This window comes from Paenibacillus ginsengarvi (assembly GCF_003626695.1).
In the GTDB taxonomy this organism is placed as follows: domain Bacteria; phylum Bacillota; class Bacilli; order Paenibacillales; family NBRC-103111; genus Paenibacillus_AB; species Paenibacillus_AB ginsengarvi.
Window position 1 is genome coordinate 123,195 of the sequence record NZ_RBAH01000023.1, and the last position, 20,727, is coordinate 143,921.

The 20,727-nt window shown below is 55.3% G+C and carries 20 protein-coding genes and 7 tRNA genes; 2 read left to right on the plus strand and 25 right to left on the minus strand.

The features are described from left to right. Window positions 1–64: 64 nt before the first annotated feature. The 18 genes from D7M11_RS26415 to D7M11_RS26500 form a co-directional block, all read right to left on the minus strand. Complete coding sequence (locus D7M11_RS26415; RefSeq protein ID WP_120750261.1) at window positions 65–1,012, minus strand: ROK family glucokinase; 948 nt, start codon at window positions 1,010–1,012, stop codon at window positions 65–67. Between the two features lie 198 nt (window positions 1,013–1,210). After that, window positions 1,211–2,158: a thioredoxin-disulfide reductase gene (gene trxB / locus D7M11_RS26420; protein ID WP_120750262.1), complete on the minus strand. Its 948-nt coding sequence runs from the start codon at window positions 2,156–2,158 to the stop codon at window positions 1,211–1,213. Between the two features lie 59 nt (window positions 2,159–2,217). Next, a complete protein-coding gene (locus D7M11_RS26425) occupies window positions 2,218–3,960 on the minus strand; it encodes a tetratricopeptide repeat protein (protein WP_120750263.1) in 1,743 nt (580 codons plus the stop codon). Between the two features lie 125 nt (window positions 3,961–4,085). Then, a complete protein-coding gene (locus D7M11_RS26430; protein WP_120750264.1) occupies window positions 4,086–5,036 on the minus strand; it encodes a ribose-phosphate diphosphokinase in 951 nt (316 codons plus the stop codon). A 305-nt stretch (window positions 5,037–5,341) separates the two neighbouring features. Then, window positions 5,342–6,016, minus strand: a complete 675-nt coding sequence (gene hisIE / locus D7M11_RS26435) for a bifunctional phosphoribosyl-AMP cyclohydrolase/phosphoribosyl-ATP diphosphatase HisIE (RefSeq protein WP_120750265.1) — start codon at window positions 6,014–6,016, stop codon at window positions 5,342–5,344. Beyond that, complete coding sequence (gene hisF, locus D7M11_RS26440; RefSeq protein WP_120750266.1) at window positions 6,013–6,771, minus strand: imidazole glycerol phosphate synthase subunit HisF; 759 nt, start codon at window positions 6,769–6,771, stop codon at window positions 6,013–6,015. Before hisF ends, hisIE begins: the two co-directional genes overlap by 4 nt. Before the next feature lie 58 nt (window positions 6,772–6,829). After that, window positions 6,830–7,585 (minus strand): phosphoribosylformimino-5-aminoimidazole carboxamide ribotide isomerase, encoded by a 756-nt coding sequence (gene hisA, locus D7M11_RS26445; RefSeq protein WP_120750267.1) that lies wholly within the window; start codon window positions 7,583–7,585, stop codon window positions 6,830–6,832. Then, window positions 7,582–8,223, minus strand: a complete 642-nt coding sequence (gene hisH / locus D7M11_RS26450) for an imidazole glycerol phosphate synthase subunit HisH (protein ID WP_120750268.1) — start codon at window positions 8,221–8,223, stop codon at window positions 7,582–7,584. The genes hisA and hisH overlap by 4 nt, the downstream gene beginning before the upstream one ends. A 3-nt stretch (window positions 8,224–8,226) precedes the next feature. Beyond that, on the minus strand, window positions 8,227–8,835 hold the full coding sequence (gene hisB, locus D7M11_RS26455; RefSeq protein WP_120750269.1) for an imidazoleglycerol-phosphate dehydratase HisB: 609 nt from the start codon (window positions 8,833–8,835) through the stop codon (window positions 8,227–8,229). Continuing rightward, entirely contained in the window at window positions 8,832–10,124 is a 1,293-nt protein-coding gene (hisD, locus tag D7M11_RS26460) for a histidinol dehydrogenase (RefSeq protein WP_120750288.1), read from the minus strand. Before hisD ends, hisB begins: the two co-directional genes overlap by 4 nt. 20 nt (window positions 10,125–10,144) lie before the next feature. Then, on the minus strand, window positions 10,145–10,789 hold the full coding sequence (gene hisG / locus D7M11_RS26465) for an ATP phosphoribosyltransferase (RefSeq protein WP_120750270.1): 645 nt from the start codon (window positions 10,787–10,789) through the stop codon (window positions 10,145–10,147). A 57-nt stretch (window positions 10,790–10,846) separates the two neighbouring features. After that, complete coding sequence (locus tag D7M11_RS26470) at window positions 10,847–12,049, minus strand: ATP phosphoribosyltransferase regulatory subunit (protein ID WP_120750271.1); 1,203 nt, start codon at window positions 12,047–12,049, stop codon at window positions 10,847–10,849. Window positions 12,050–12,285: 236 nt separating this feature from the next. Further along, window positions 12,286–12,774 carry an acyltransferase gene (locus tag D7M11_RS26475; protein WP_120750272.1) on the minus strand — a complete coding sequence of 163 codons (489 nt, stop codon included), beginning with the start codon at window positions 12,772–12,774 and terminating at the stop codon, window positions 12,286–12,288. Between the two features lie 73 nt (window positions 12,775–12,847). Beyond that, a complete protein-coding gene (gene ppaX, locus D7M11_RS26480; RefSeq protein ID WP_120750273.1) occupies window positions 12,848–13,486 on the minus strand; it encodes a pyrophosphatase PpaX in 639 nt (212 codons plus the stop codon). A gap of 43 nt (window positions 13,487–13,529) precedes the next feature. After that, window positions 13,530–14,471 carry a prolipoprotein diacylglyceryl transferase gene (gene lgt / locus D7M11_RS26485; protein WP_193556286.1) on the minus strand — a complete coding sequence of 314 codons (942 nt, stop codon included), beginning with the start codon at window positions 14,469–14,471 and terminating at the stop codon, window positions 13,530–13,532. 38 nt (window positions 14,472–14,509) lie between these two features. Next, window positions 14,510–15,451: an HPr(Ser) kinase/phosphatase gene (gene hprK, locus D7M11_RS26490; protein WP_120750274.1), complete on the minus strand. Its 942-nt coding sequence runs from the start codon at window positions 15,449–15,451 to the stop codon at window positions 14,510–14,512. 159 nt (window positions 15,452–15,610) lie between these two features. Beyond that, on the minus strand, window positions 15,611–16,729 hold the full coding sequence (locus D7M11_RS26495; RefSeq protein WP_120750275.1) for an ABC transporter ATP-binding protein: 1,119 nt from the start codon (window positions 16,727–16,729) through the stop codon (window positions 15,611–15,613). An 88-nt stretch (window positions 16,730–16,817) separates the two neighbouring features. Continuing rightward, entirely contained in the window at window positions 16,818–17,912 is a 1,095-nt protein-coding gene (locus tag D7M11_RS26500) for a PucR family transcriptional regulator (RefSeq protein WP_240041311.1), read from the minus strand. A 238-nt stretch (window positions 17,913–18,150) separates the two neighbouring features. On the opposite strand from D7M11_RS26500, the gene D7M11_RS26505 reads away from it, so the two are divergent. Together D7M11_RS26505 and D7M11_RS26510 are read left to right on the plus strand one after the other, a co-directional pair. After that, a complete protein-coding gene (locus D7M11_RS26505; protein ID WP_120750276.1) occupies window positions 18,151–19,338 on the plus strand; it encodes a nickel-dependent lactate racemase family protein in 1,188 nt (395 codons plus the stop codon). A 70-nt stretch (window positions 19,339–19,408) separates the two neighbouring features. Next, a complete protein-coding gene (locus D7M11_RS26510) occupies window positions 19,409–19,726 on the plus strand; it encodes an MTH1187 family thiamine-binding protein (RefSeq protein ID WP_120750277.1) in 318 nt (105 codons plus the stop codon). Between the two features lie 93 nt (window positions 19,727–19,819). On the opposite strand, the gene D7M11_RS26515 is transcribed toward D7M11_RS26510, so the two are convergent. The 7 genes from D7M11_RS26515 to D7M11_RS26545 all read right to left on the minus strand — a co-directional run bounded on the left by D7M11_RS26515 (window position 19,820) and on the right by D7M11_RS26545 (window position 20,589). Next, a tRNA-Lys gene (locus D7M11_RS26515) sits at window positions 19,820–19,892 on the minus strand. A 50-nt stretch (window positions 19,893–19,942) separates the two neighbouring features. Further along, window positions 19,943–20,028 (minus strand) — tRNA-Tyr (locus D7M11_RS26520). Between the two features lie 36 nt (window positions 20,029–20,064). After that, a tRNA-Phe gene (locus D7M11_RS26525) sits at window positions 20,065–20,137 on the minus strand. A gap of 47 nt (window positions 20,138–20,184) precedes the next feature. Then, a tRNA-Asp gene (locus D7M11_RS26530) sits at window positions 20,185–20,261 on the minus strand. Window positions 20,262–20,314: 53 nt separating this feature from the next. After that, window positions 20,315–20,390 (minus strand) — tRNA-Val (locus D7M11_RS26535). A 9-nt stretch (window positions 20,391–20,399) separates the two neighbouring features. Further along, window positions 20,400–20,476 (minus strand) — tRNA-Met (locus D7M11_RS26540). A gap of 27 nt (window positions 20,477–20,503) precedes the next feature. Continuing rightward, window positions 20,504–20,589, minus strand: a tRNA-Ser gene (locus D7M11_RS26545). Window positions 20,590–20,727 lie beyond the last annotated feature (138 nt).

Consider the following 20,727-nt stretch of genomic DNA (forward strand, 5'->3'; position numbering starts at 1 on the left):
TCGCCTAAAGACACGCCGGCCCTAACGAAAACTTGAACGGCTTTCGTAGTTCATTGTATGAGCGTTACTTCAAATTTAATCCGGCGGCGCCGACAATTCCAGCGTCATTGCCAAGCTTGGCCGGCACGATGTCGACCCCTTGCGTGAATACGTCCGGGACGTTTTGGGCGTACACTTTGCGAATTTCGTTAAATAGAATATCCCCGGCGCGCGATACGCCGCCACCGATGACGAACCGCTGCGGGTTGAGCACAACGGCCACGGCCGCCATCGCCTTGCCCAAATAATAAGCGGCGCGTTTAACGATCCGGACCGCTACCTCGTCTCCGTCCTTCGCGGCATCGAATACGTCTTTGGCCGAGATCGATTCGTTCAGCGACAGGGACGTCGCCTCGCCGCGCTGCACCGCATCCTTGGCCATACGCACGATGCCGGTCGCGGACGAAACCGTTTCCACGCACCCTAACTGGCCGCAGCCGCACTGAATCGCTTCGAGATCCGGGACGACTTTAATATGACCGAGCTCCCCGGCCATTCCGCGAAAGCCTTGATAAATCCGCCCGTCGATAATGATGCCGCCGCCGACGCCCGTACCAAGCGTAAACGCCACAATATGTTGAAGTCCCGCCCCGGCGCCGCTCCAAGCTTCTCCGAGCGCGGCCACGTTGGCATCGTTGTCGATCGCAACCGGCAGTTGCAGACGCGTTTCGAGCTCTTGTTTAACGGCGACATTTTCCCAGCGCAGATTCGGAGCGAACAGGACGGTTCCCGTTGCGATGTCAAGGAATCCCGCGATTCCGGCTCCGACACCTGCTACCTGCTCCCACTGGTAAGCGGAGTCGGACACGATTTGTTTCACATACTGCGCGATGCGGTCCAGCACCGCTGCCGGTCCGTCTTCAACCCCTGTCGGACCTTCATAGGTTTGCAGCAGACTGCCTTGCTCGTCGCAAATGCCCACCTTCACACTGGTGCCGCCCAAATCAACGCCGATATAAATCTTCTCCGACATTCCCGTATGTCACCTCAACCGAAATTTGTATTGTTCTGTACCCACTATAAGCTAGGCTTGCCGCCCAGGTCAAGTAAAGCGGGGGATTTACAAAAGCTGCCGGAAACCGCCTGCAGGGCGGCCCGAAGCACCTACCTCTGCCGACCGCAGCAAAACGAAAAGGAGAACACGAGGTCCTCCTTCAGCTCGTTTTATTCTTTACAGCGAGACGCTCCAGTCGTGAACCGAATGCCCCTCCAAGAACTTCTCGCAATCGAGAGCCGCCATACAACCGCTGCCTGCAGCCGTAATCGCCTGACGGTATTTATGATCCTGCACGTCGCCGCAAGCGAATACGCCCGGTACGTTCGTTTCGGAAGTTCCCGGATTTACGACCAGATAGCCGAGCTCGTCGGTGTTCAGCTGGCCCTTCAAAAATCCGGTGTTCGGCGTATGACCGATCGCGACGAAAATGCCGTCGGTTTCAAGCACTTCTTCAATACCGGTATCGCTGTCCTTCACCTTGAGCCCGGTGACGCCTTTTTCCCCGGCGATGACGCCGAGCGGGGTTTTGTTCAGGCTCCATACGACTTTCGGATTTTCCTTCGCGCGATCCTGCATGATTTTGGACGCCCGCAGCTCGCTGCGGCGATGCACAATCCGCACCTCCGAGCCGAAACGGGTCAGGAAGTTCGCTTCCTCCATCGCGGAATCGCCGCCGCCGACAACGATAATTTTTTTGTTGCGGAAGAAAAATCCGTCGCAAGTGGCGCAAGTGCTGACGCCGCGGCCGATATTGTCCTTCTCGTTCTCGATCCCGAGCAGCTTGGCGGAAGCCCCGGTGGAGATAATGAGCGTTTCGGCGACAAGCTCTTCGCCGCCTTCGATCTTCAGCTTAAACGGCCGCTTGGACATATCGACTTCATTAACCCAGCCCGTGCGGAACTGAGCGCCGAACTTCTCGGCCTGCTTGCGCATGTTGTCCATCAGCTCGGGCCCCATAATACCTTCGGGGAAGCCTGGGAAATTTTCAACTTCCGTCGTTGTCGTAAGCTGTCCGCCCGGTTCCGGTCCTTCGATGACGAGCGGGTTCAAGTTCGCGCGAGCCAAATAAATCGCGGCGGTCAGCCCTGCCGGGCCTGTGCCGATGACAATCGTCTTGTACATAGTCTCTCTCCTCCTCCAGGATGCCAATATAAGGATGTTAAGGATGTCGGCGGTTTCGATTATAGCGGCTCCGAGGTAGCCAGCTTCGGGAAAATCGCATCCATCTTTTCTTTCAATCCGCAAGTGCGGTCGATATATTTCACATGCTTGCTCACCGTCGTGATCGAGATGCCGTAACGCAGCGAAACTTCGTGATACGAAATTTCCCGGCGATGCATTTTGGCAGTTAAATATTCAAGCGCGGCGGCCCAGCCTTCCAGCTTTCCGATCTTCGGAACGTCCGGGTACACGCGGCTGAGAAATTCCACCCATAGTGTCTCCAAATCGTGCTGCTGAATCATATCGTACCGCTTATCCATTTTGCGGAGCGCGGTTTCCATGACCTGCTGCCATTCCTCTTTCCATACGGGCAGATTCGGCGACCAAGGCGAAGCGGCCAGCGGCGTTTCCCTGCCGTCCAGATTGACGAATATGGGCTCCTTCGCCCGCATGTTGCGCAAGACGAAAATGGCGACCTTTTTCAAATATTCGTCTTCCTCCGGGTCCAGCAAAAAGGCGCGCAGCGCGTCTTCCACTTCGCTGTCGGCAATAATGCCGAATGCCTGGATCACCTGAAGCTTCGTCTCCACGTCGCCGTGTCGAAGCGCCCAGAAAAAGGACGAACGAACGAGCGGGTCCCGCTTCATATGATCGGGTATGCCGCCTGCCGCCGTTTCCAGCACGCGGAACTGCTCCTCGAACGGCAGATGGTAATGATAACCGAGCGTTCTGGGGCTCCCGCCGCGTATCTCCTTCATCTGCTCCATATAATAACGGGGAATATCCGTGCCGGGATCGAGCTTCTCCACCGTATGCCACAGCTTCTCCGCTTCGGCGTATTTACCGATGTTGCAGGCCGCTACAGCGGTATAGTGGTAAAGACACGGGTCGAGCCCCGACTCGCCGGTTTTCAGCAAACGCCGAAACAGACGATATGCGGTCTCATGCTCGGACAAGATCCCCATCGTCGTAGCCAGCTTGAATACATGATCGTAATGGATCGGGTACGTCTTGCGTAAGCTTTCCAGCAGCTCGGCAAGCTGTTCCTTGTTCCCGCCGTGCTGGTAAAAAATCGCCAAATTGCACAGCGCGTGTATGTTGCCCGGTTCAAGCTCGAGCACCTCGCCGATCGTAACCATCGCTTTGTCGAACAAGCCCATATAATAGTAGGCCAGTGCGAGGTTGTTGCGCGCCGCCAAAAAATCCGGCGATTTCTTGACAAGCTTCTCCAATATTCGCACCGCTTCCGAAAACTTGCCTTCCTCCAGCAGCGTGCGCGCCTTGTCGTGCTCAAACATGCCTTCTCGGCTCTTGATCGAGGTCAGCTTCGTCGGGCGATCCAGCTCATAGCCGAGCAGCTCCATCATTTCTTCCGCTTCTTCGAGATAGTGGCCGTTCGGGTCGTGTTCCAAATAGTAAACGAGCGCTTCTTCCGCAGCTTCGTAGCTTTCCATATTGGCGTAGTTGTTCGCCATATAAAAATAGCACTCAGTCATGGACGGATCGATTTGCTCGACGATATGCTGCAATATGCGGTTCGACTCTTCGTATCTGCCCGTTTCCGACAACACGCCCGCCAAATTGCAATGATTGACCGGATTATCCGGTTCAAACTCGGCAGCCCGGCGAAAATATTTCAGCGCCTTATCGTAACGGTTTCGGTCGAGCGAATGAACGGCCCTCTCGAAAAAGAACGTGGCATCCATCTGGACGTTGATGACATTGCGCTTGTTCGTCCCTGCCACATGCTTTTTCCTTGCCATACTTCAGGCACCTCCGGAAACTGATCTTATTTCAAAGTATAACACACATCGATCAGATTACCTACTGCTTTGCTTGCAGCCGCGATCGGTGTATCAGCCGCCGGAGGCCCCGTCAGATAGCCGTCTTATACGCCGCCGTATTTGAAGAGCGTGCTGATCGATCCGCCGTCGTTAATGATTCGAATCGCGTCGGAGAACAGGTGCGCAAGCGACAATACTTTAAAGCGGCTCGGATGTCCTTCCGGCAGCGCGATCGAGTCGGTAATGATGACCTCCTGGATGTTCGGATGATCGAGACGCTGCAGCGCCGGACCGGAAAATACCGGATGCGTGGCGCAGACGAAGGCGTCGGCCGCTCCCCGTTCCTTGAGCCCTTCGACGACCTTGACGATCGTCCCGCCGGTATCGATCATATCTTCGATAATGATCGGCGTGCGGCCTTCGACGTCGCCGATGACGTGGGTAATGGTCGCTTCGTTGTGGGCAAGACGCTTTTTGATCATAATGGCGAACGGCGCATTGAGAATGTTCGCCAAATTTTCCGCCGTCGTGGCACGTCCGGCATCCGGAGATACGACAACGGGATTCGGAATTTTTTTGTTGCGGATATAATCGCTGATCAGATCGAGTGCGGTCAGATGATCGACCGGTATATTAAAGAAAGCCTGAATGGCCGGTGCATGCAGATCGACGGTAAGAACGCGATGCGCGCCCGCGGTCGTAAGGACATCGGCGACGAGTTTGGCAGAGATCGGCTCGCGCGGTGCGGATTTGCGTTCTTGTCTGGAGTAACCATAGTACGGGATAACGAGGTTGATCGTTCTGGCCGAAGCGCGTTTGGCCGCATCGATCATGACGAGCAGCTCTACGAAATGATCGTTGATCGGATGCGAGAACGTCTGAACCAGAAAAACGTCGCAGTTTCGGATCGATTCCTCGTATACGCAGTACACTTCCCCGCTTTTAAAGCGCGAAAGCTTGATTTGTCCGAGCGGTATACCAAGCTCGACGCAAATGCGCTCCGCCAGCTTCGGATTGGACGATCCGGAAAACACTTTACAATTATCCTTGTACATGGTTACCTCCTAAAATGGTTAAAACCTTTCGACACGGTTCATCAAAACTTAACTTGACGAGTAGACACCGTTTGCCAAGATGTCCAATCTTATTATACTCCGTCGACATCTTTTTTCAAAAGGATTCAGCTACGCAATTCATCAATTCGTCACAAAGTAATTGGAAGATTTTTTCCTGTATGAGCGGCTTGCAGCCAATACTGGATAATGCTCGGTAAAACAAGAGCTCGGAGTTTCACTGTAAACGGCGAAAAACGCCGACGCTCGTCTACCGAGACATCGGCGAATGCTCGCCTTCAATGCCATCAATCGCTGATGGCGTATTCGCTCTTCTGCTTAAGATGCCGGCGCCCAAGCTCCGCCAGCAGATCGTCCAGCGGTAGCTTTTGCTCGCGCAGCAGCACCAGCAGATGGAAGATCAGATCGCTAGCTTCATAGCGCAGCTCCTCATGGCTGCGATTTTTCGCCGCGATGATCACCTCGGCCGCTTCCTCGCCGACCTTCTTCAATATTTTGTCGACGCCTTTTTCGAACAAATACGTGGTATACGCCCCCTCTGGACGTTCCGCATCGCGCCGGGCGATAATTTCCTCCAGCTTGTCCAGGATGTCGTACCGGTTCCCGGTTGGCTGCTCTTCCGCGCCTGTTACGCTGTTATGGAAGCAGCTGTAAGCGCCCGTATGGCAAGCGGGCCCGGCCTGCTCCACCTTGACGAGCAGCGTGTCGCCGTCGCAATCGTACGAAAGCGAGCGCACCTTCTGAATATGGCCGCTCGTTGCGCCTTTATGCCACAGCTCCGAGCGGGACCGGCTCCAGAACCAGGTCTCGCCCGATTCCAGCGTTTGCCGCAGCGATTCGGCGTTCATGTAGGCCAGCATGAGCACTTCTTTGCTGATCGCGTCTTGAACGATCGCCGGCACAAGTCCTTGCCCGTCCCATTTGATCGCTTCCGCCAATTGTTCGAACGTTTGTTCGCTCATCGGATTTCCACCCCTTTATCCCGCAGATCGCTTTTAACTTCCTCGATCGTCATTTCTTTATAGTGAAAAATGGTCGCCGCCAGGCCCGCGTCCGCTTTTCCTTGCGTAAACACATCGTAAAAATGCTCCTTGCGTCCCGCTCCGCCCGAAGCGATGACCGGAATGCCCACGCTTTCGGATACGGCGCGGGTCAGCCGCACATCGAAGCCGTCCTTCGTCCCGTCGGCGTCCATGCTCGTCAGCAATATTTCGCCCGCGCCGAGCGCCTCGACCCGCTGCACCCATTCGAGCGCTTTGATGCCGGTCCCATTTCGCCCGCCGTGCGTGAATACTTCCCATTCGTCCCATGCCTCGTTATATTTGGCGTCGACCGCCACGACGATGCACTGGGAACCGAACTTCGCCGCTCCGTCCGCAACGAGCTGCGGATTTTTCACGGCGGCGGTGTTAATGCCGATTTTGTCCGCCCCCGCCCGAAGCAGCCGTTTCATATCGTCGACGCTGGATATGCCGCCGCCGACCGTGAACGGGATCGTAATTTCACCGGCCGTTTTTTTGACGACCTCGATCATCGTCGCCCGCCCTTCAACCGAAGCGGATATGTCCAGAAACACGAGCTCGTCGGCGCCTTCCTGGTCATAGGCGGCTGCCAATTCGACAGGATCGCCGGCATCCCGCAGATTGACGAAATTGACGCCTTTCACGACACGGCCGTCCTTGACGTCGAGACACGGGATAATTCGTTTCGCCAGCATGGAATCCCTCCTCTCAAGATAACCCCGAAACATATAATAATGAACCTAGAAACCGCTTCTACGAGCGGCAAAAGGCGATCACGTCGCGATACGGAAGCTGCCCGCCGAAAATATCGAGCGCGCTGCCGATCGTAATGTCCAGTCTGCCGTCCGTAATGCGGCGGAACCGCTCCAGATCGTCCAGAGACCTGGCGCCGCCGGCGTACGTCGTCGGAATCGTCGTCCATTCCGCCAGCCCCGCCGCGAGCCGCTCCTGTACGCCTTCGCGCTTGCCTTCCACGTCTACGGCATGAATGAGGAACTCGTCGCAGTACGCTTCGAGACGCCGTATCCCCTCAGCGTTCACTTCAAAATCGCTGAACGTGCGCCACTGATTCGTCACGACGTAATATTTGCCATCCCGCTCCTTGCAGCTTAAGTCGATGACGAGCCGCTCTTTGCCGACTGCCTTCACAATCGCGTCCAGATGGTCCATGTTCAGTTTGCCATCTTGAAAAATGTAAGAAGTTACGATGACGTGGGAAGCACCGAGCGCGATGTAACGCTCTGCGTTGTCTGCGCGGATGCCGCCGCCGATCTGCATCCCTCCGGGATAGGCCCCGAGCGCTTGCTCCGCCGCCTCCTCGTTGCCGCCGCCGAGCATAATAATATGCCCCCCGGTCAAGCCGTCTTCGCGGTACATGGCCGCGTAGTGGTCGGGCGTTTGACTGGATACGAAGTTTTCGACGACACGGCTTGCGTCCGGCTGCAGCGTTTCCCCTACAATCTGCTTCACTTTGCCTTGATGCAGGTCGATGCACGGTCTGAATTTCATGGGGCGTTCCCTGCTTTTACCGACGATTTCGGAGCCGCTCCGCACAGCTTCAGGAATTGGCCGAGCAATAACATGCCGAGCTCGCCGCTTTTCTCCGGGTGAAACTGCATCCCGAACACGTTGCCGCGGCCTACGATCGCCGTAACCGCCTGATAATAATCGGTCGTCGCGAGCAGATCGGCCGTAGCCTCCGGAATCGCATGGTACGAGTGAACGAAGTACACATGCCCTTCCGCGAGTCCTTCGAACAGCGGCGAGGACTGGCGAAACGACAGCTTGTTCCAGCCCATATGCGGTACCTTGTACGGGCCGCGGAAACGGACCACCTTGCCCGGCAGCAGGCCGAGCCCTTCGTGGCGTCCGTGCTCCTCGCTCTCCGAGAACAACAGCTGCATGCCGAGGCATATGCCGAGCAGCGGCTTGCCGCTCTCCGCATAGCGCAGCACGGCGCTCTGCAAGCCGGTTTCGCGAAGATTGTCCATCGCATCGCCGAAAGCGCCGACGCCCGGCAATATGGCGCCGTCCGCAGCCATAATCTCATCCGGATCGGAGGTCAGAACGGCCTCGTAACCGAGCCGCTCCACCGCTTTGCTGACGCTGTGCAAATTGCCCATGCCGTAATCGATGATGGCAATCACGACTTAGAGCACTCCTTTCGTGGAAGGAACGCCCTTCACGCGCGGATCGATCGTAGTCGCCTCGTCGAGCGCCCGTCCGAGCGCTTTAAAGATCGCCTCCACCATATGGTGCGTGTTGCGGCCGTAATGAACGATAACATGCAGCGTAATGCGCGCCTCCAAAGCGAATTTCCACAAAAACTCGTGCACGAGCTCGGTCGTAAAGCTGCCTACCTGCGCCGACGGAAACTCGGCCCGGAATTCGAGATGCGGCCTGTTGCTAATATCGATCGCAACCTGAGCGAGCGCTTCGTCCATCGGCACGAACACGTTCGCGTAGCGCTTAATGCCTCGCTTGTCGCCGAGCGCTTCGCGCAGCGCATGACCGAGACAAATGCCCATATCCTCCGTCGTATGATGATCGTCGATCTCGATATCTCCTTCAGCATCGACGTGCAGATCGAACTGACCGTGCTTCGTAAACAGATCGAGCATATGATTCATGAAATGGACGTCCGAGGCGATCTGCGATACGCCCGTACCGTCTACGTTCAGCGACAGCTTGATGTTCGTTTCGTTCGTTTTCCGTTCAATCGAGGCCGTACGCGGCTCGTGGTTCTTCGTTTCGCTCATGGGCGCTTCCCTTCCTTTACCAATCGGATCTCAACCGCTCTTGCGTGGGCTTCCAGCCCTTCGTGCTTCGCCAGCGTCATGATGTCTTCCCCGTCCCGCAGCAGCGCTTCCTTGCTGTAATGGATGACGCTCGATTTCTTGACGAAATCGTCGACATTCAGCGGCGAAGAGAATCGTGCCGTGCCGTTCGTCGGCAAAATATGGTTCGGTCCGGCGAAATAATCGCCAACCGGCTCGGTGCTGTACGGTCCTACGAAAATCGCTCCGGCGTTCTCGATGCGGCCAAGCCAGCCGAACGGCTCGTAGACAAGCAGCTCCAAATGTTCCGGAGCTAGCCGGTTCGACGTGGCGACCGCCTCGGCTTCGTTGTCCGCCAGCAGGATGGCGCCGCGCTCGCGAATGGACTGCTCTGCTATCGCCTTGCGCGGCAGCGTCTCGAGCTGCCTCGCCACCTCGGTTTGCACCGCCGCCGCCAGCGTCTTCGACGTCGTCACCAGAATGGATGACGCCATCTCGTCATGCTCCGCCTGCGACAGCAAATCGGCGGCGATATAGGCCGGATCGGCGCTGTCGTCCGCAAGCACGAGAATTTCGCTCGGTCCGGCAATGCTGTCGATATCAACCACACCGTAGACGTACCGTTTCGCCAGCGCCACATAAATATTACCGGGGCCGACAATCTTGTCAACCGGCGCGATCGTATCCGTTCCATAGGCGAGCGCGGCGACCGCCTGCGCTCCGCCAACCCGGTACATCTCGTGAATGCCTGCTTCCGCAGCGGCTACGAGAATGTAAGGATCGATCCCTTCCTTGCCCCCTGTGGAAGCTGGGGTAACCATCACAATTTCCGGTACGCCGGCCACCTGCGCCGGAATCGCGTTCATAAGCACAGACGACGGGTATGCTGCCTTGCCTCCCGGAACATACAGTCCGACCCGGCGCAGCGGCCGGAACAACTGCCCGATGATCGTGCCGTCCGGCTGAACGTCCATCCATGTACTGCGCTTCTGCTTCTCGTGGAAGCTGCGGATATTGGCGGCCGCGCGGCGCAGCGCTTCGATAAACTTCGGCTCCACCCGGTCGTAGGCCGCCTGGATTTCCTCCTCCGTCACGCGAAGCTGTGAAGCGTTCAGCTTCACTTTATCGAACTGCTCGGTGTAACGCAGCACCGCGGCATCGCCTTCCGCCCGCACATTGTCCAGGATGCGCTCCACGGTCCGGTTCTGCTCCGGCGTTCCGTATTCCACTTCGCGGTTGAGCCCAAACTCGCTTGCTTTCATAATCCGAATCACTGCAATAGCACCTCCGTTCATCGTCCGCCGGCCGCGGACTGGGTAATGGCATCCTGCAGCCGGTCGCATAATAGTTGCACGGCGCCGTTTTTCATCCGATAGCTGACCCGGTTGGCGATCAGCCGGCTTGTAATGTCGGCGATCTTCTCGAGCTCAACCAGCCCGTTCTCGCGGATCGTGTTGCCCGTCTCAACCAGATCGACGATCCGGTCGGCGAGGCCGATCAGCGGGGCCAGTTCGACGTTGCCGTTCAGCTTAATCACTTCGACCTGCTGGCCTTTCTCGCGAAAATATTGCGAAGCGACATTCGGAAACTTGCTCGCCACGCGAGGATTGGCGGAAGGCATCCAGTCCGGCAGTCCGATGACGGAAAAGCGGCAGCGGGCGATGCCAAGATCGAGCAGCTCGTACACGTTCCGATTTTCCTCCATCATGACGTCCTTGCCGGCAATGCCGATATCGGCAACGCCATATTCCACATAAGTCGGCACATCGGCCGGCTTCGCCACGATAAATTCCATGCCCATCTCCGGCACGGGAATAATAAATTTGCGCGAATCGTCCAGATCTTCCGGCAGCGGCAAACCCGCTCCCTGGAACAACCGGTGAATGTGTTTGACGATTCGCCCTTTTGGAATGGCTACCTTCAGCAGATCCTGCATCCCGATCTTCCTTTCTAATCCTTCATCGAAGCCTAGACTCCACTTTGCGGGGAAAGCTTAAGCGAACTCGATCACTTCGTTGTATTCCGCCGCATTCGGCACAAGCCGCGCAAGCCGCTCACTTCCGCCGGCCGATGCTGCAGCCGAATCACCGGTAATCCGCAATGTTTCCACTATAACGTTGCCGCGCGAGCGAAGCTCCTGCGCATGAGCCAGCGCTTCCTTGACCCTGTCCGGCGCGTAGGCGACAAGCGCCCGGTATGGAGCGTCCTGCCCCTCGACATTCGCGACCTCGAGCATCCGGTTCGTCTTGAGCGCAAAGCCGGTAGCCGGAGCCGGCCGGTCGAACTGGGCCAGCAAGTTATCGTACCGGCCGCCGCTGCATACCGGAAAGCCGAGATCGGCCGCATAGCCTTCGAACGTCATGCCGGTGTAATACGTAAAATCGCCGACCATCGTCAAATCGATCAGCACATGCTCGCTGACGCCGTAAGCTTTCAGCACATCCCATACTTCGCATAAATGCTGGAGCGCTTCTTGCGCCGTACGGTCCTTCGACAGGCTCCTTGCCTGATCGCATATTTCCTGTCCGCCGCGCAGCCGCAAAATGCCTTCCAGCTTCTCGCGGACCGAATCCGCAAGACCGAGCCGGCGAAGCAAATCGCGATAACCGACATGATCCCGCTGCAGCAGCCGATCTTTTAAAGCCCCCTGTTCGCCGGGACAATCCGCGAGCGCTTCATGGAACAATCCGTTCAGGAAGCCGACATGGCCGATGGCGATTTTGAACTCGCGGATGCCCGCCGCCTTCAAAGACGCAATCGCAAGCGCCACGACCTCCGCATCGGCATCAGCCGATGGATCGCCGACCAGCTCTACGCCGGTTTGGAAAAATTCCGCCTCGCGGCCCGCTTCGTCCTCGAATGCGCGGAACACGTTCGAATGATACGAAAGCCTCAGCGGAAACGGACGATCTTTTAACAGCGAAGCGACCACGCGTGCAATCGGCGCCGTCACGTCCGAACGCAGTACGACCGTCGTCCCTTTTTTGTCCAGCAGCTTGAAAAGCTTCCGGTCCGAGGTCGAGCTGGCGACACCTACCGTGTCGTAATATTCGAGCGTCGGCGTAATGATTTGCCGGTATCCCCATTTTTGCATACATTCGAGCACGTTCGATTCGATACGTCGCAGCTTGGCGACCGTTTCCGGCAAATAATCTTTGACGCCGGTCGGCTTCTCAAACACTTTCGGTTTCGACATGTGACACCCCGTTCTCGGCAGAGAGCGGCACGGTTTTTTGCTTCTACGCATTAAAGCGACACCATGCTACCATACTACCAAAATAAAGAATTTATCTTGTTAGTTTATCACGACGCCTGTTTGTCGTCAATTCATTTTCAGTCCCGTTTTCATAGCAGCATTTGGCATATCCGGACCCGAACGCTTCAAACGAAAAAGCCTCCTGCCAGAGGAGGCCGCCCTGCTATAACGTTCGTTTACTCTCCGGCGGGACGAATGACGCGAAGCGGATTGCCCGCCACGAAGCTTCCCGGCTCCACATCGCGATGCACGACCGAGCCCGCGCCGACGATGGCGTTATCGCCGATCGTGACCCCCGGCAATATGGTCGAATTCGCGCCGATCATCACATTGGAGCCGATATGCACATCGCCCAGCCGGTATTCGCGAATTAAGTACTCATGTGCCAATATGGTCGTATTGTAGCCGATAATGGAGTTGTCGCCGACATGAATCTTCTCGGGAAAAAACACATCGACCATCACCATCAGCGCAAAGGCGGAATGCTTGCCCACCTTCATGCCGAGCACATGGCGGTACACCCAATTTTTAACCGGCAGCGACGGACAGTAACGGGTAAATTGAATAAACACAAAGTTCCACACCGATTTCCACCGGCTGACCGTCTTGTACATTTGCCAGAGCGCGTTCGGTCCATCGACCGGGTAACGTTCCGTTCGTCTCAATGCCCGATCCCTCGCTCCTCGTATTTCGCGGAGTATCCGCCGCTCCGTCATAACCGGCCGGGGTGTCCCGGCCTCAGCCGACGATCTTCAACAGCTCCCTCATGTCCCGGATCATGTAATCCGGACCGAACGACATCAGATGCTCCTCACCCTTGAGCGACCAGCTTACGCCGACTGTTTTCACGCCCGCTTTTTGGCCGGCCAAAATATCATACTTGCTGTCGCCAACCATGATCGTTTCCGCCGGGTCGGCCTGCAGCAGCTCGACCGCCTTGAGCACGGAATCCGGTTCGGGCTTGCCCCTAGCCACATCGTCGACTGTGACAACAGTATCCATATATGCGTCGAGCCCGCACAGCTTCAGCCCCATCATGGTTGTCATACGCACTTTATTCGTGACGACGCCCAGCCGCACTCCTCTTTGCTTCAGCTCAGCCAGCACTTCCCGGACATAAGGGAACTCGCGAACGAGCTCGTCATGCTTTTCCACGTTATATGTCCGGTACCGGGCCGCCAGCTCGTCCACATCGTCCTTCCCTGTGAAAAAACGCAACTGCTCTTGAAGCGCGAAGCCCATATGCGGGATAATATGTTCCCGGGTGTACGGCTCTGCCGTCTGCCCTTCCAGCGTATGCAGAAACGACTGAATAATAAGTTCATTCGTATCCACAATCGTACCGTCCAGATCGAAAAGCGCAGTCGTGATAGCCAATAGTTCCAATCTCCTTACCCGTAATCGAATTCGGCGGCGTTTTTTAGGTGATTTCGCCTTCGGCAGCCGGTTTGGCCGGTATTTTGGTCGATACGATCGGGTCCGAGTACTTCTCCGCGGACCATCCTTTTTTGCGGCGCAAAACGATCAATACAGTCGCGGCGATGATAATCAGCACAGCAAGCAGCTGCGAGATCCGGACATTGCCGTAATCCATCGATCCGGCCTCGAAAACAAGCGTCATCGGCGACCAGAGTGCGTTCACGAGGGAAGCCAGCCAGCCCGGCGCATCAAAAGCGAGACTGTCCGTACGCAGCCCTTCAATGAAGAACCGTCCGACCGAGTACCATATAAAATAAGCGAAGAACAGCTCTCCCGCGCGCAGAAACGGACGTCGGCGCAGCCAGAACAGCAGCAGCAGCCCGACCAGATTCCATATCGATTCGTACAAAAACGTAGGGTGGTAATACTGCCCTTGGATGTACATCTGATCGACGATCCAGTTCGGTAAATGCAGCGAATTGCGCAAAAACTCCTCGGTTACCGGCCCTCCGTGCGCCTCCTGGTTGACGAAGTTGCCCCAGCGGCCGATCATTTGACCGGCAATGAGCGACGGTGCACATATATCGACTATTCGCCAGAAGTTGTAGCCTTTTCTGCGGAAATAAATATACCCGGCTATGATCGCTCCGATCAAAGCCCCATAAATCGCGATGCCGCCGTGCCAGATTTGGAATATTTCCAGCAAATTATTTTTGTATGCGTCCCATTTAAACGCCACATAGTAGATCCGGGCGCCGATAATGGCCGACGGTACGCCGATCAGCAGCAGGTCCATGAAGAAGTCCGGCGATATTTTGAAACGCTTCCCTTCCATTACCGCAAGCCATAGTCCTACCAGAGCCGCCGAACCTAAAATGATGCCATACCAGCGGACCGTAATCGGCCCGAGTGCAAATGCGATCGGATCGAGCAAATAAGCCATACGCCATCTCCCTTAACCAAACAGTTTCGAACCGCCCGTCATTCCGGATCGTCCAAATCTCCGGATATCGATTCGGTCAGCTTGTTCGTAAATTGCAGCGCCGCGTTGTATCCCATCCGCTTCAGCCTGTAATTCATGCCGGCCACCTCGATAATGACCGCCAAATTTCGTCCGGGTCGAACCGGGATCGTAACGAGCGGCAGGTCGGTATCGATAATGCGGGTCAGCTCTTCGTCCAATCCGAGACGGTCGTATTCCTTATCCTGCTGCCATGTTTCGAGACGGATGACGAGCGATATTTTTTTGTTCGTCCGAATCGCTCCCGCGCCGAACAGCGTCATCACATTGATAATGCCGACTCCGCGAATTTCCAGCAAATACTTGATCAACTCGGGCGCGTTGCCCACGAGCACATGATCGGCCGTTTGGTGAATCTCGACCGCATCGTCGGCAATGAGCCGATGTCCCCGCTTGACCAGCTCCAGAGCGGTTTCGCTTTTGCCGATGCCGCTGCTGCCGGTAATCAGCATCCCGATCCCATATACCTCCACCAGCACCCCGTGTATCGTCGTCGTCGGAGCCAGCTTGTTCTCCAAATAATCGGTAATCCGGCTCACCAGCGTCGTCGTCGCCAGCGGACTGCGCAGCACCGGCAGCCCCCGTTCGGACGCTTCCCGAATGAGCTCTTGAGGCACATTCAGACCGCGAGTTACGATCATGCAGGGCGTTTCCTCTTCCTTGCACAGCTTCGTCAGCCGGTCGCGCCGCTCCTCGGCGGATAACGTTTCGAAGAAGGTCAGCTCCGTCCGCCCGAGAATTTGTACCCGTTCCCAGGGATGATAAGCGAAATATCCCGCCATTTCCAAGCCCGGCCGATACATGTCCGCCACTTTGATGAGCCGTCCGAGCCCTTCCTCTCCGGTCACGACCTCGAGGTGAAAATTGTGGACGAGGTCGGATACTTTCGTCTTTTTCCCCATGCCTGAAGTCTCCTTTATGTTCCAATGTTCTCATCGTAATGGAAATACGGTGCGAAAGCAACCTTTCATCCGGTTGGTACAGAGACCGACTACGGCTGCGGCTTTTCTATAGAAACGAAAAAAGCCGGCGATAGCCGCCGGCCTTTCCGCGCTGTATTCTTACAGCAAGATGTTTTCTTCTGTTTCTTTATCGAAAATGTGAATTTTGTTCATGTCCATAGCGAGCTTAATGCTCATGCCTTCTTTGAAGCCGGAACGGCCGTCGACACGGGCAACGATCGCTTGCGTGCCCAGTCCGCTCAAGTGGAGCTGAACTTCGTGACCGAGGTTTTCCGATACTTCGATCTGTGCAGTCACGTGGCTTTCTGGGGAGCCCTCCATAAAGATCGGCTCGTCGTGAAGATCTTCCGGACGGATACCGAACACGACTTCTTTGTTGATGTAGCCTTTGTCGCGAAGAAGCTGCGCTTTGCCTTCAGGCAGAACAACATCCACCCCTTGCGATTTGAAACGCACTTTACCGCCGGATTCGGAAAGCGAACCGTGAATAAAGTTCATGGAAGGCGATCCAATAAAGCCGGCAACATACATGTTAAGCGGGAAGTTGTAGATCTCTTCCGGAGAAGCCGCTTGCTGGATAACGCCTTGGTGCATAACGACGATACGGTCGCCCATCGTCATAGCTTCCGTTTGGTCATGTGTTACGTATACAACGGTCGTTTCCAGACGTTTAGCCAGCTTGCTGATTTCGGCGCGCATCTGTACGCGGAGTTTGGCGTCCAAGTTGGAAAGAGGTTCGTCCATCAGGAACACTTGCGGATCGCGGACGATCGCGCGGCCCAAGGCAACCCGCTGGCGCTGACCGCCGGAAAGAGCTTTCGGCTTGCGGTCGAGCAGTACTTCGATATCGAGAATTTTGGCCGCTTCGCGCACGCGTGCGTCGATTTCGGCTTTTTTGAATTTGCGGAGTTTCAGACCGAACGCCATGTTTTGATAAACGTTCATGTGCGGATACAAGGCATAGGATTGGAATACCATCGCAATGTCGCGGTCTTTCGGAGCTACGTCATTTACAAGGCGGTCGCCGATGTAAAGCTCTCCGGAAGTAATTTCTTCAAGTCCCGCGATCATACGGAGCGTCGTCGATTTGCCGCAACCGGATGCGCCTACGAGTACGAGGAACTCTTTGTCCTTGATCTCGAGGTTGAAATCTTTAACCGTAGATTCTGCAGCTCCTGGATACTTCTTCACGATGTGGTTCAAACGCAAGCCTGCCATGGAACATTCCCCCTATTGTTCGTGATTCGCATATCTATATATTAACCTACGTCTAGTTCCTAGACTATGCACATTGCTTACAAAAATATTAGGTTCTTTTCGTTACTTTGTACAAAAGCAGGGCAACATGCACAAGAAGCGCATGATGGAATGTCCGGACATCGAGTCCTGTCTCTTGCTTAAACTTGTCCAGCCGGTACAGCAGCGTATTGCGGTGAATGAACAGCTTTTTGGCCGTCTCGCTCACACTGCAATCGAGCGTTATAAACTGCTCGAGTGTCGTGATCATCTCGGCTTCCTTCAGCAAATCTACGCGCTTTAGCACCCGCTCCAGAAACTGCTGGCGCTGCTCCTCGCCGATCGGCTGCAGCAGCTTCTCCAATTGAAGCCGCCAAGGCATATGGATGTTGTCCGCCACGTGATACGTACGCCCGAGACTCATCGTCTCCCTCAGTCGATAGATCGAAGCCAGCAGCGACTTGGCGGGCAACATCGGATAATCGACAGCCACATGGCACTCGCCGACCCACTCCGTAGCGAGCATCTCATGAAGCGCTTGTCCGAGCGAAGCCAGCATCTCCTCCATCGTTTCCTCGTCGCCGTCGCCGCTCTCGTGCAGCAGCGATTCCGGTCCCAGCACGAGCCACTCTTTATCCAGCAGCGGGATGAGCGCGATTTCTCCGTCAAAAAAAGACTCCAGCAGCTTCTTCAAGTCCTGGTAGGCCGCCTTCCGCTGATCGGAATAATCTCCATAAACAAGCAGCGGTATTTTCGATGCATACAGCGGAAAGCTGCGAGTTATCGTTTCGGGAAGCTCCGTATCTGTAATGCCCTGCTCGAGCTGATCGGCGACCCATGCCCGGATAACGCCGGCCTTCCTCTCGTCCTCCGAGTGAGCGGACGTCATAGTGTGTTTGTTGTTCATTCGCTGCGCTTCCAGCATCAGCTCGACGAGCTGCTTCTCCGATATAGTCAGGGCCGCTTCTTCCACAGAAGCTGTCTGAAGATGCCCTCCGTCCTTATATAAAAGAAAATGGTTGCGCCCTTCGATCGTACGGCTTTTATCCGCCGACTTGGCATCATCCGCATTCCGGTTCCATTTCGCCACAGGCAACCGCTCGAGTCGGAATTCGGTACCGAGAATGTGCTCCAGCTGCTGTATGATCCGATCCCACTGCACCATGATGAAACTCCCCCTGCCCTAACGCGAGTTGGCTTTCCCTCTTCCCTTTCATGATACACATTTTCAAAGAGGAAGAAAACTATACGCCCCCCCCTGTTCGCGGAGGAACGTTCCTCCAAAGCATGTTTTGCGTCAGAAATGAAAAAAATACGCAAGACAACCAATATCCAAGCGGAAGGAAGGGGCATCCATATTATTCCCTTACGGTAAAAATTCCATTGAAGTGTTTTGGGAGGGAATGCACCCTCCGGCCTTGCTCGCCTATCGCTCGGAAGCGGACGCTTCGGCTGACGCGCTTATTCGGCAAGCGCTGCTTCAGCCTGCCGGCGGCACAAGGCTGCATGAACTGGCTGTGGGACGGAAACAAGCTGTCATTCTTATCAGCGACGGTACCCGTCTTTGCCCCAGCTTTTTATTTTTGCCGGCCCTGCTCGAGGAGCTGAACAAAGGCGGTATTCCAGACGAACGAATCTGCATTGTAGTAGCTCTCGGCTTGCACCGAAAGCATACCGAAGCAGAGCTTCGCCGGCTCGTCGGTGAAACGATATATCGCCGCGTAAAGGTGCTCAACCATTCGGCGTGTCCCGAAGACTGTGTGTTTGTAGGGATAACCAGGCAAGGTACTCCGATCGAAATCAATCGACATGTAATCGAAGCCGATCTTCGTATCGCAACCGGCAATATTGAGCCGCATCGGCTTGTCGGAGTATCGGGAGGGGTAAAGGCACTTCTGCCCGGCACGGCCTCCGAGCGCTGTATCGAGGCAAATCACGCCCTATCCCAACGCTACAAAGCGAAGCTTGGCGATCCGGACAATCCGATTCATGATGATATGGCAGAGGCGCTGCAGACCGTACCGATCCATTTTTTGTTTAATGTGATTGTGAATCATCGTCAGGAACTGCTTGGAGCTTATGCCGGTGAATGGGCTGACGCACACCGAAACGGGGTAGAAGCCGCCCGCAATCGTTTCTTTATCGAGCAAACAAACTCCTATGAGCTTGTGGTCGCTTCCGCGGGCGGTTATCCGAAAGATTCGTCCCTATACCAATCCATCAAAACGCTGCAAAATGCATCCGCCTTTACAAAGCCTGGAGGTTCCATCCTTTTGCTTGCAAGATGCGAAGAGCATTTCGGCAACGGTATTTTGCAGCATTGGGTGGAAACGATACAGGACCGCAAGACGATCGTGAGCAAGCTTCAGCGTCAATTTGTGCTGGGAGCCCATAAAATCGCCTATATCGACGATATTTTATCCAAACATACCGTTTATTTGTATTCGGATATGCCCGAGCCAATCGTCGAATTGACGGGGTTCATCCCTGTACGGGATATTAAAGAAGTTCTGCAAAAGTTCCCGCCAACTAGCAGGGACATAGCATTCATACCTTATGGAGGGTTGACGTTCCCTTCGCCTAGCCGCTAAATTGTATATAGACAAAATCAGTAGGTACAATTAAAGAGAAAAAAAGAAGGTGAAGGAAGGAGCGGAATGTATGGCCATTGTGGAGGTTACCGTTATTCCCATAGGCACGGAAACGACAAGTCTTAGCCGCTACGTAGCAGAGATGCAGGTAATACTCGAAGAGGCCGGAGAATCCATTCACTTTCAATTGACGCCGATGAGTACCGTGATTGAAGGGGAGCTAGCGGTCCTACTGGACATTGTCCGCCGTCTGCACGAATCTCCGTTTGCTCAGGGAGCTAGCCGGGTATGCACGAATTTGAAAATCGACGACCGCCGAGATCGTCCGGCTTCGATGGAGCAGAAGATGAACGCCGTCGCCGAACGTTTGCGTGAGCTTCGGGGTTAAACTAAAAGACGCTTCCGGGTTCTGCCGATTATGCAGAGCTTGGAAGCGTCTTTTGCAACTAAAAACCTCGCCGCTATACGCGACGAGGTTAGATGAGCCATGTAGGACTCGAACCTACGACACCCTGATTAAAAGTCAGGTGCTCTACCAACTGAGCTAATGGCTCACATTAGAATATTTCCTAAAGTGACGCCTGATCGTTCGATCAAGAAGAAGTGGTGGAGGCTGATGGATTCGAACCACCGAACTCGTAAGAGAACAGATTTACAGTCTGCTGCGTTTGGCCACTTCGCTAAGCCTCCATGTTTGTTCCGCAATAAGATAGCGGACATTCAAGGTGGCTCGGGACGGAATCGAACCGCCGACACGAGGATTTTCAGTCCTCTGCTCTACCATCTGAGCTACCGAGCCATATGTAGTTGTATTAATTGAAGGTTTTCATCCTTGCAAGAAGTAAATGGCGGAGCTGACGGGATTCGAACCCGCGGTCTCCTGCGTGACAGGCAGGCATGTTAGGCCTCTACACCACAGCTCCATATGTTCTTCTTATCTTTCCTCGATGGCAAGTCTATCATACGAGGAAATTGATGGTGGAGGCTGACGGGATCGAACCGCCGACCCTCTGCTTGTAAGGCAGATGCTCTCCCAGCTGAGCTAAGCCTCCATATAATGATGGTAGCGGCGGAGGGAGTCGAACCCACGACCTCACGGGTATGAACCGTACGCTCTAGCCAGCTGAGCTACACCGCCATCATAAAAGTAGTTACAGGTACTAAACGGAGAGAGAGGGATTCGAACCCTCGCGGCTGTTACACCCTAACGCTTTAGCAAAGCGCCCCCTTCGGCCTCTTGGGTACCTCTCCATGTTATTCCCTGAAAACTGGATGCGAAACGAGCGATTGAAGCAGAATCGAGTGCCTCGGGGGTATCCGAGGCTCTTTGGATAAGCCCTCGACCGATTAGTATTCGTCAGCTGCACGCATTGCTGCGCTTCCACCCCG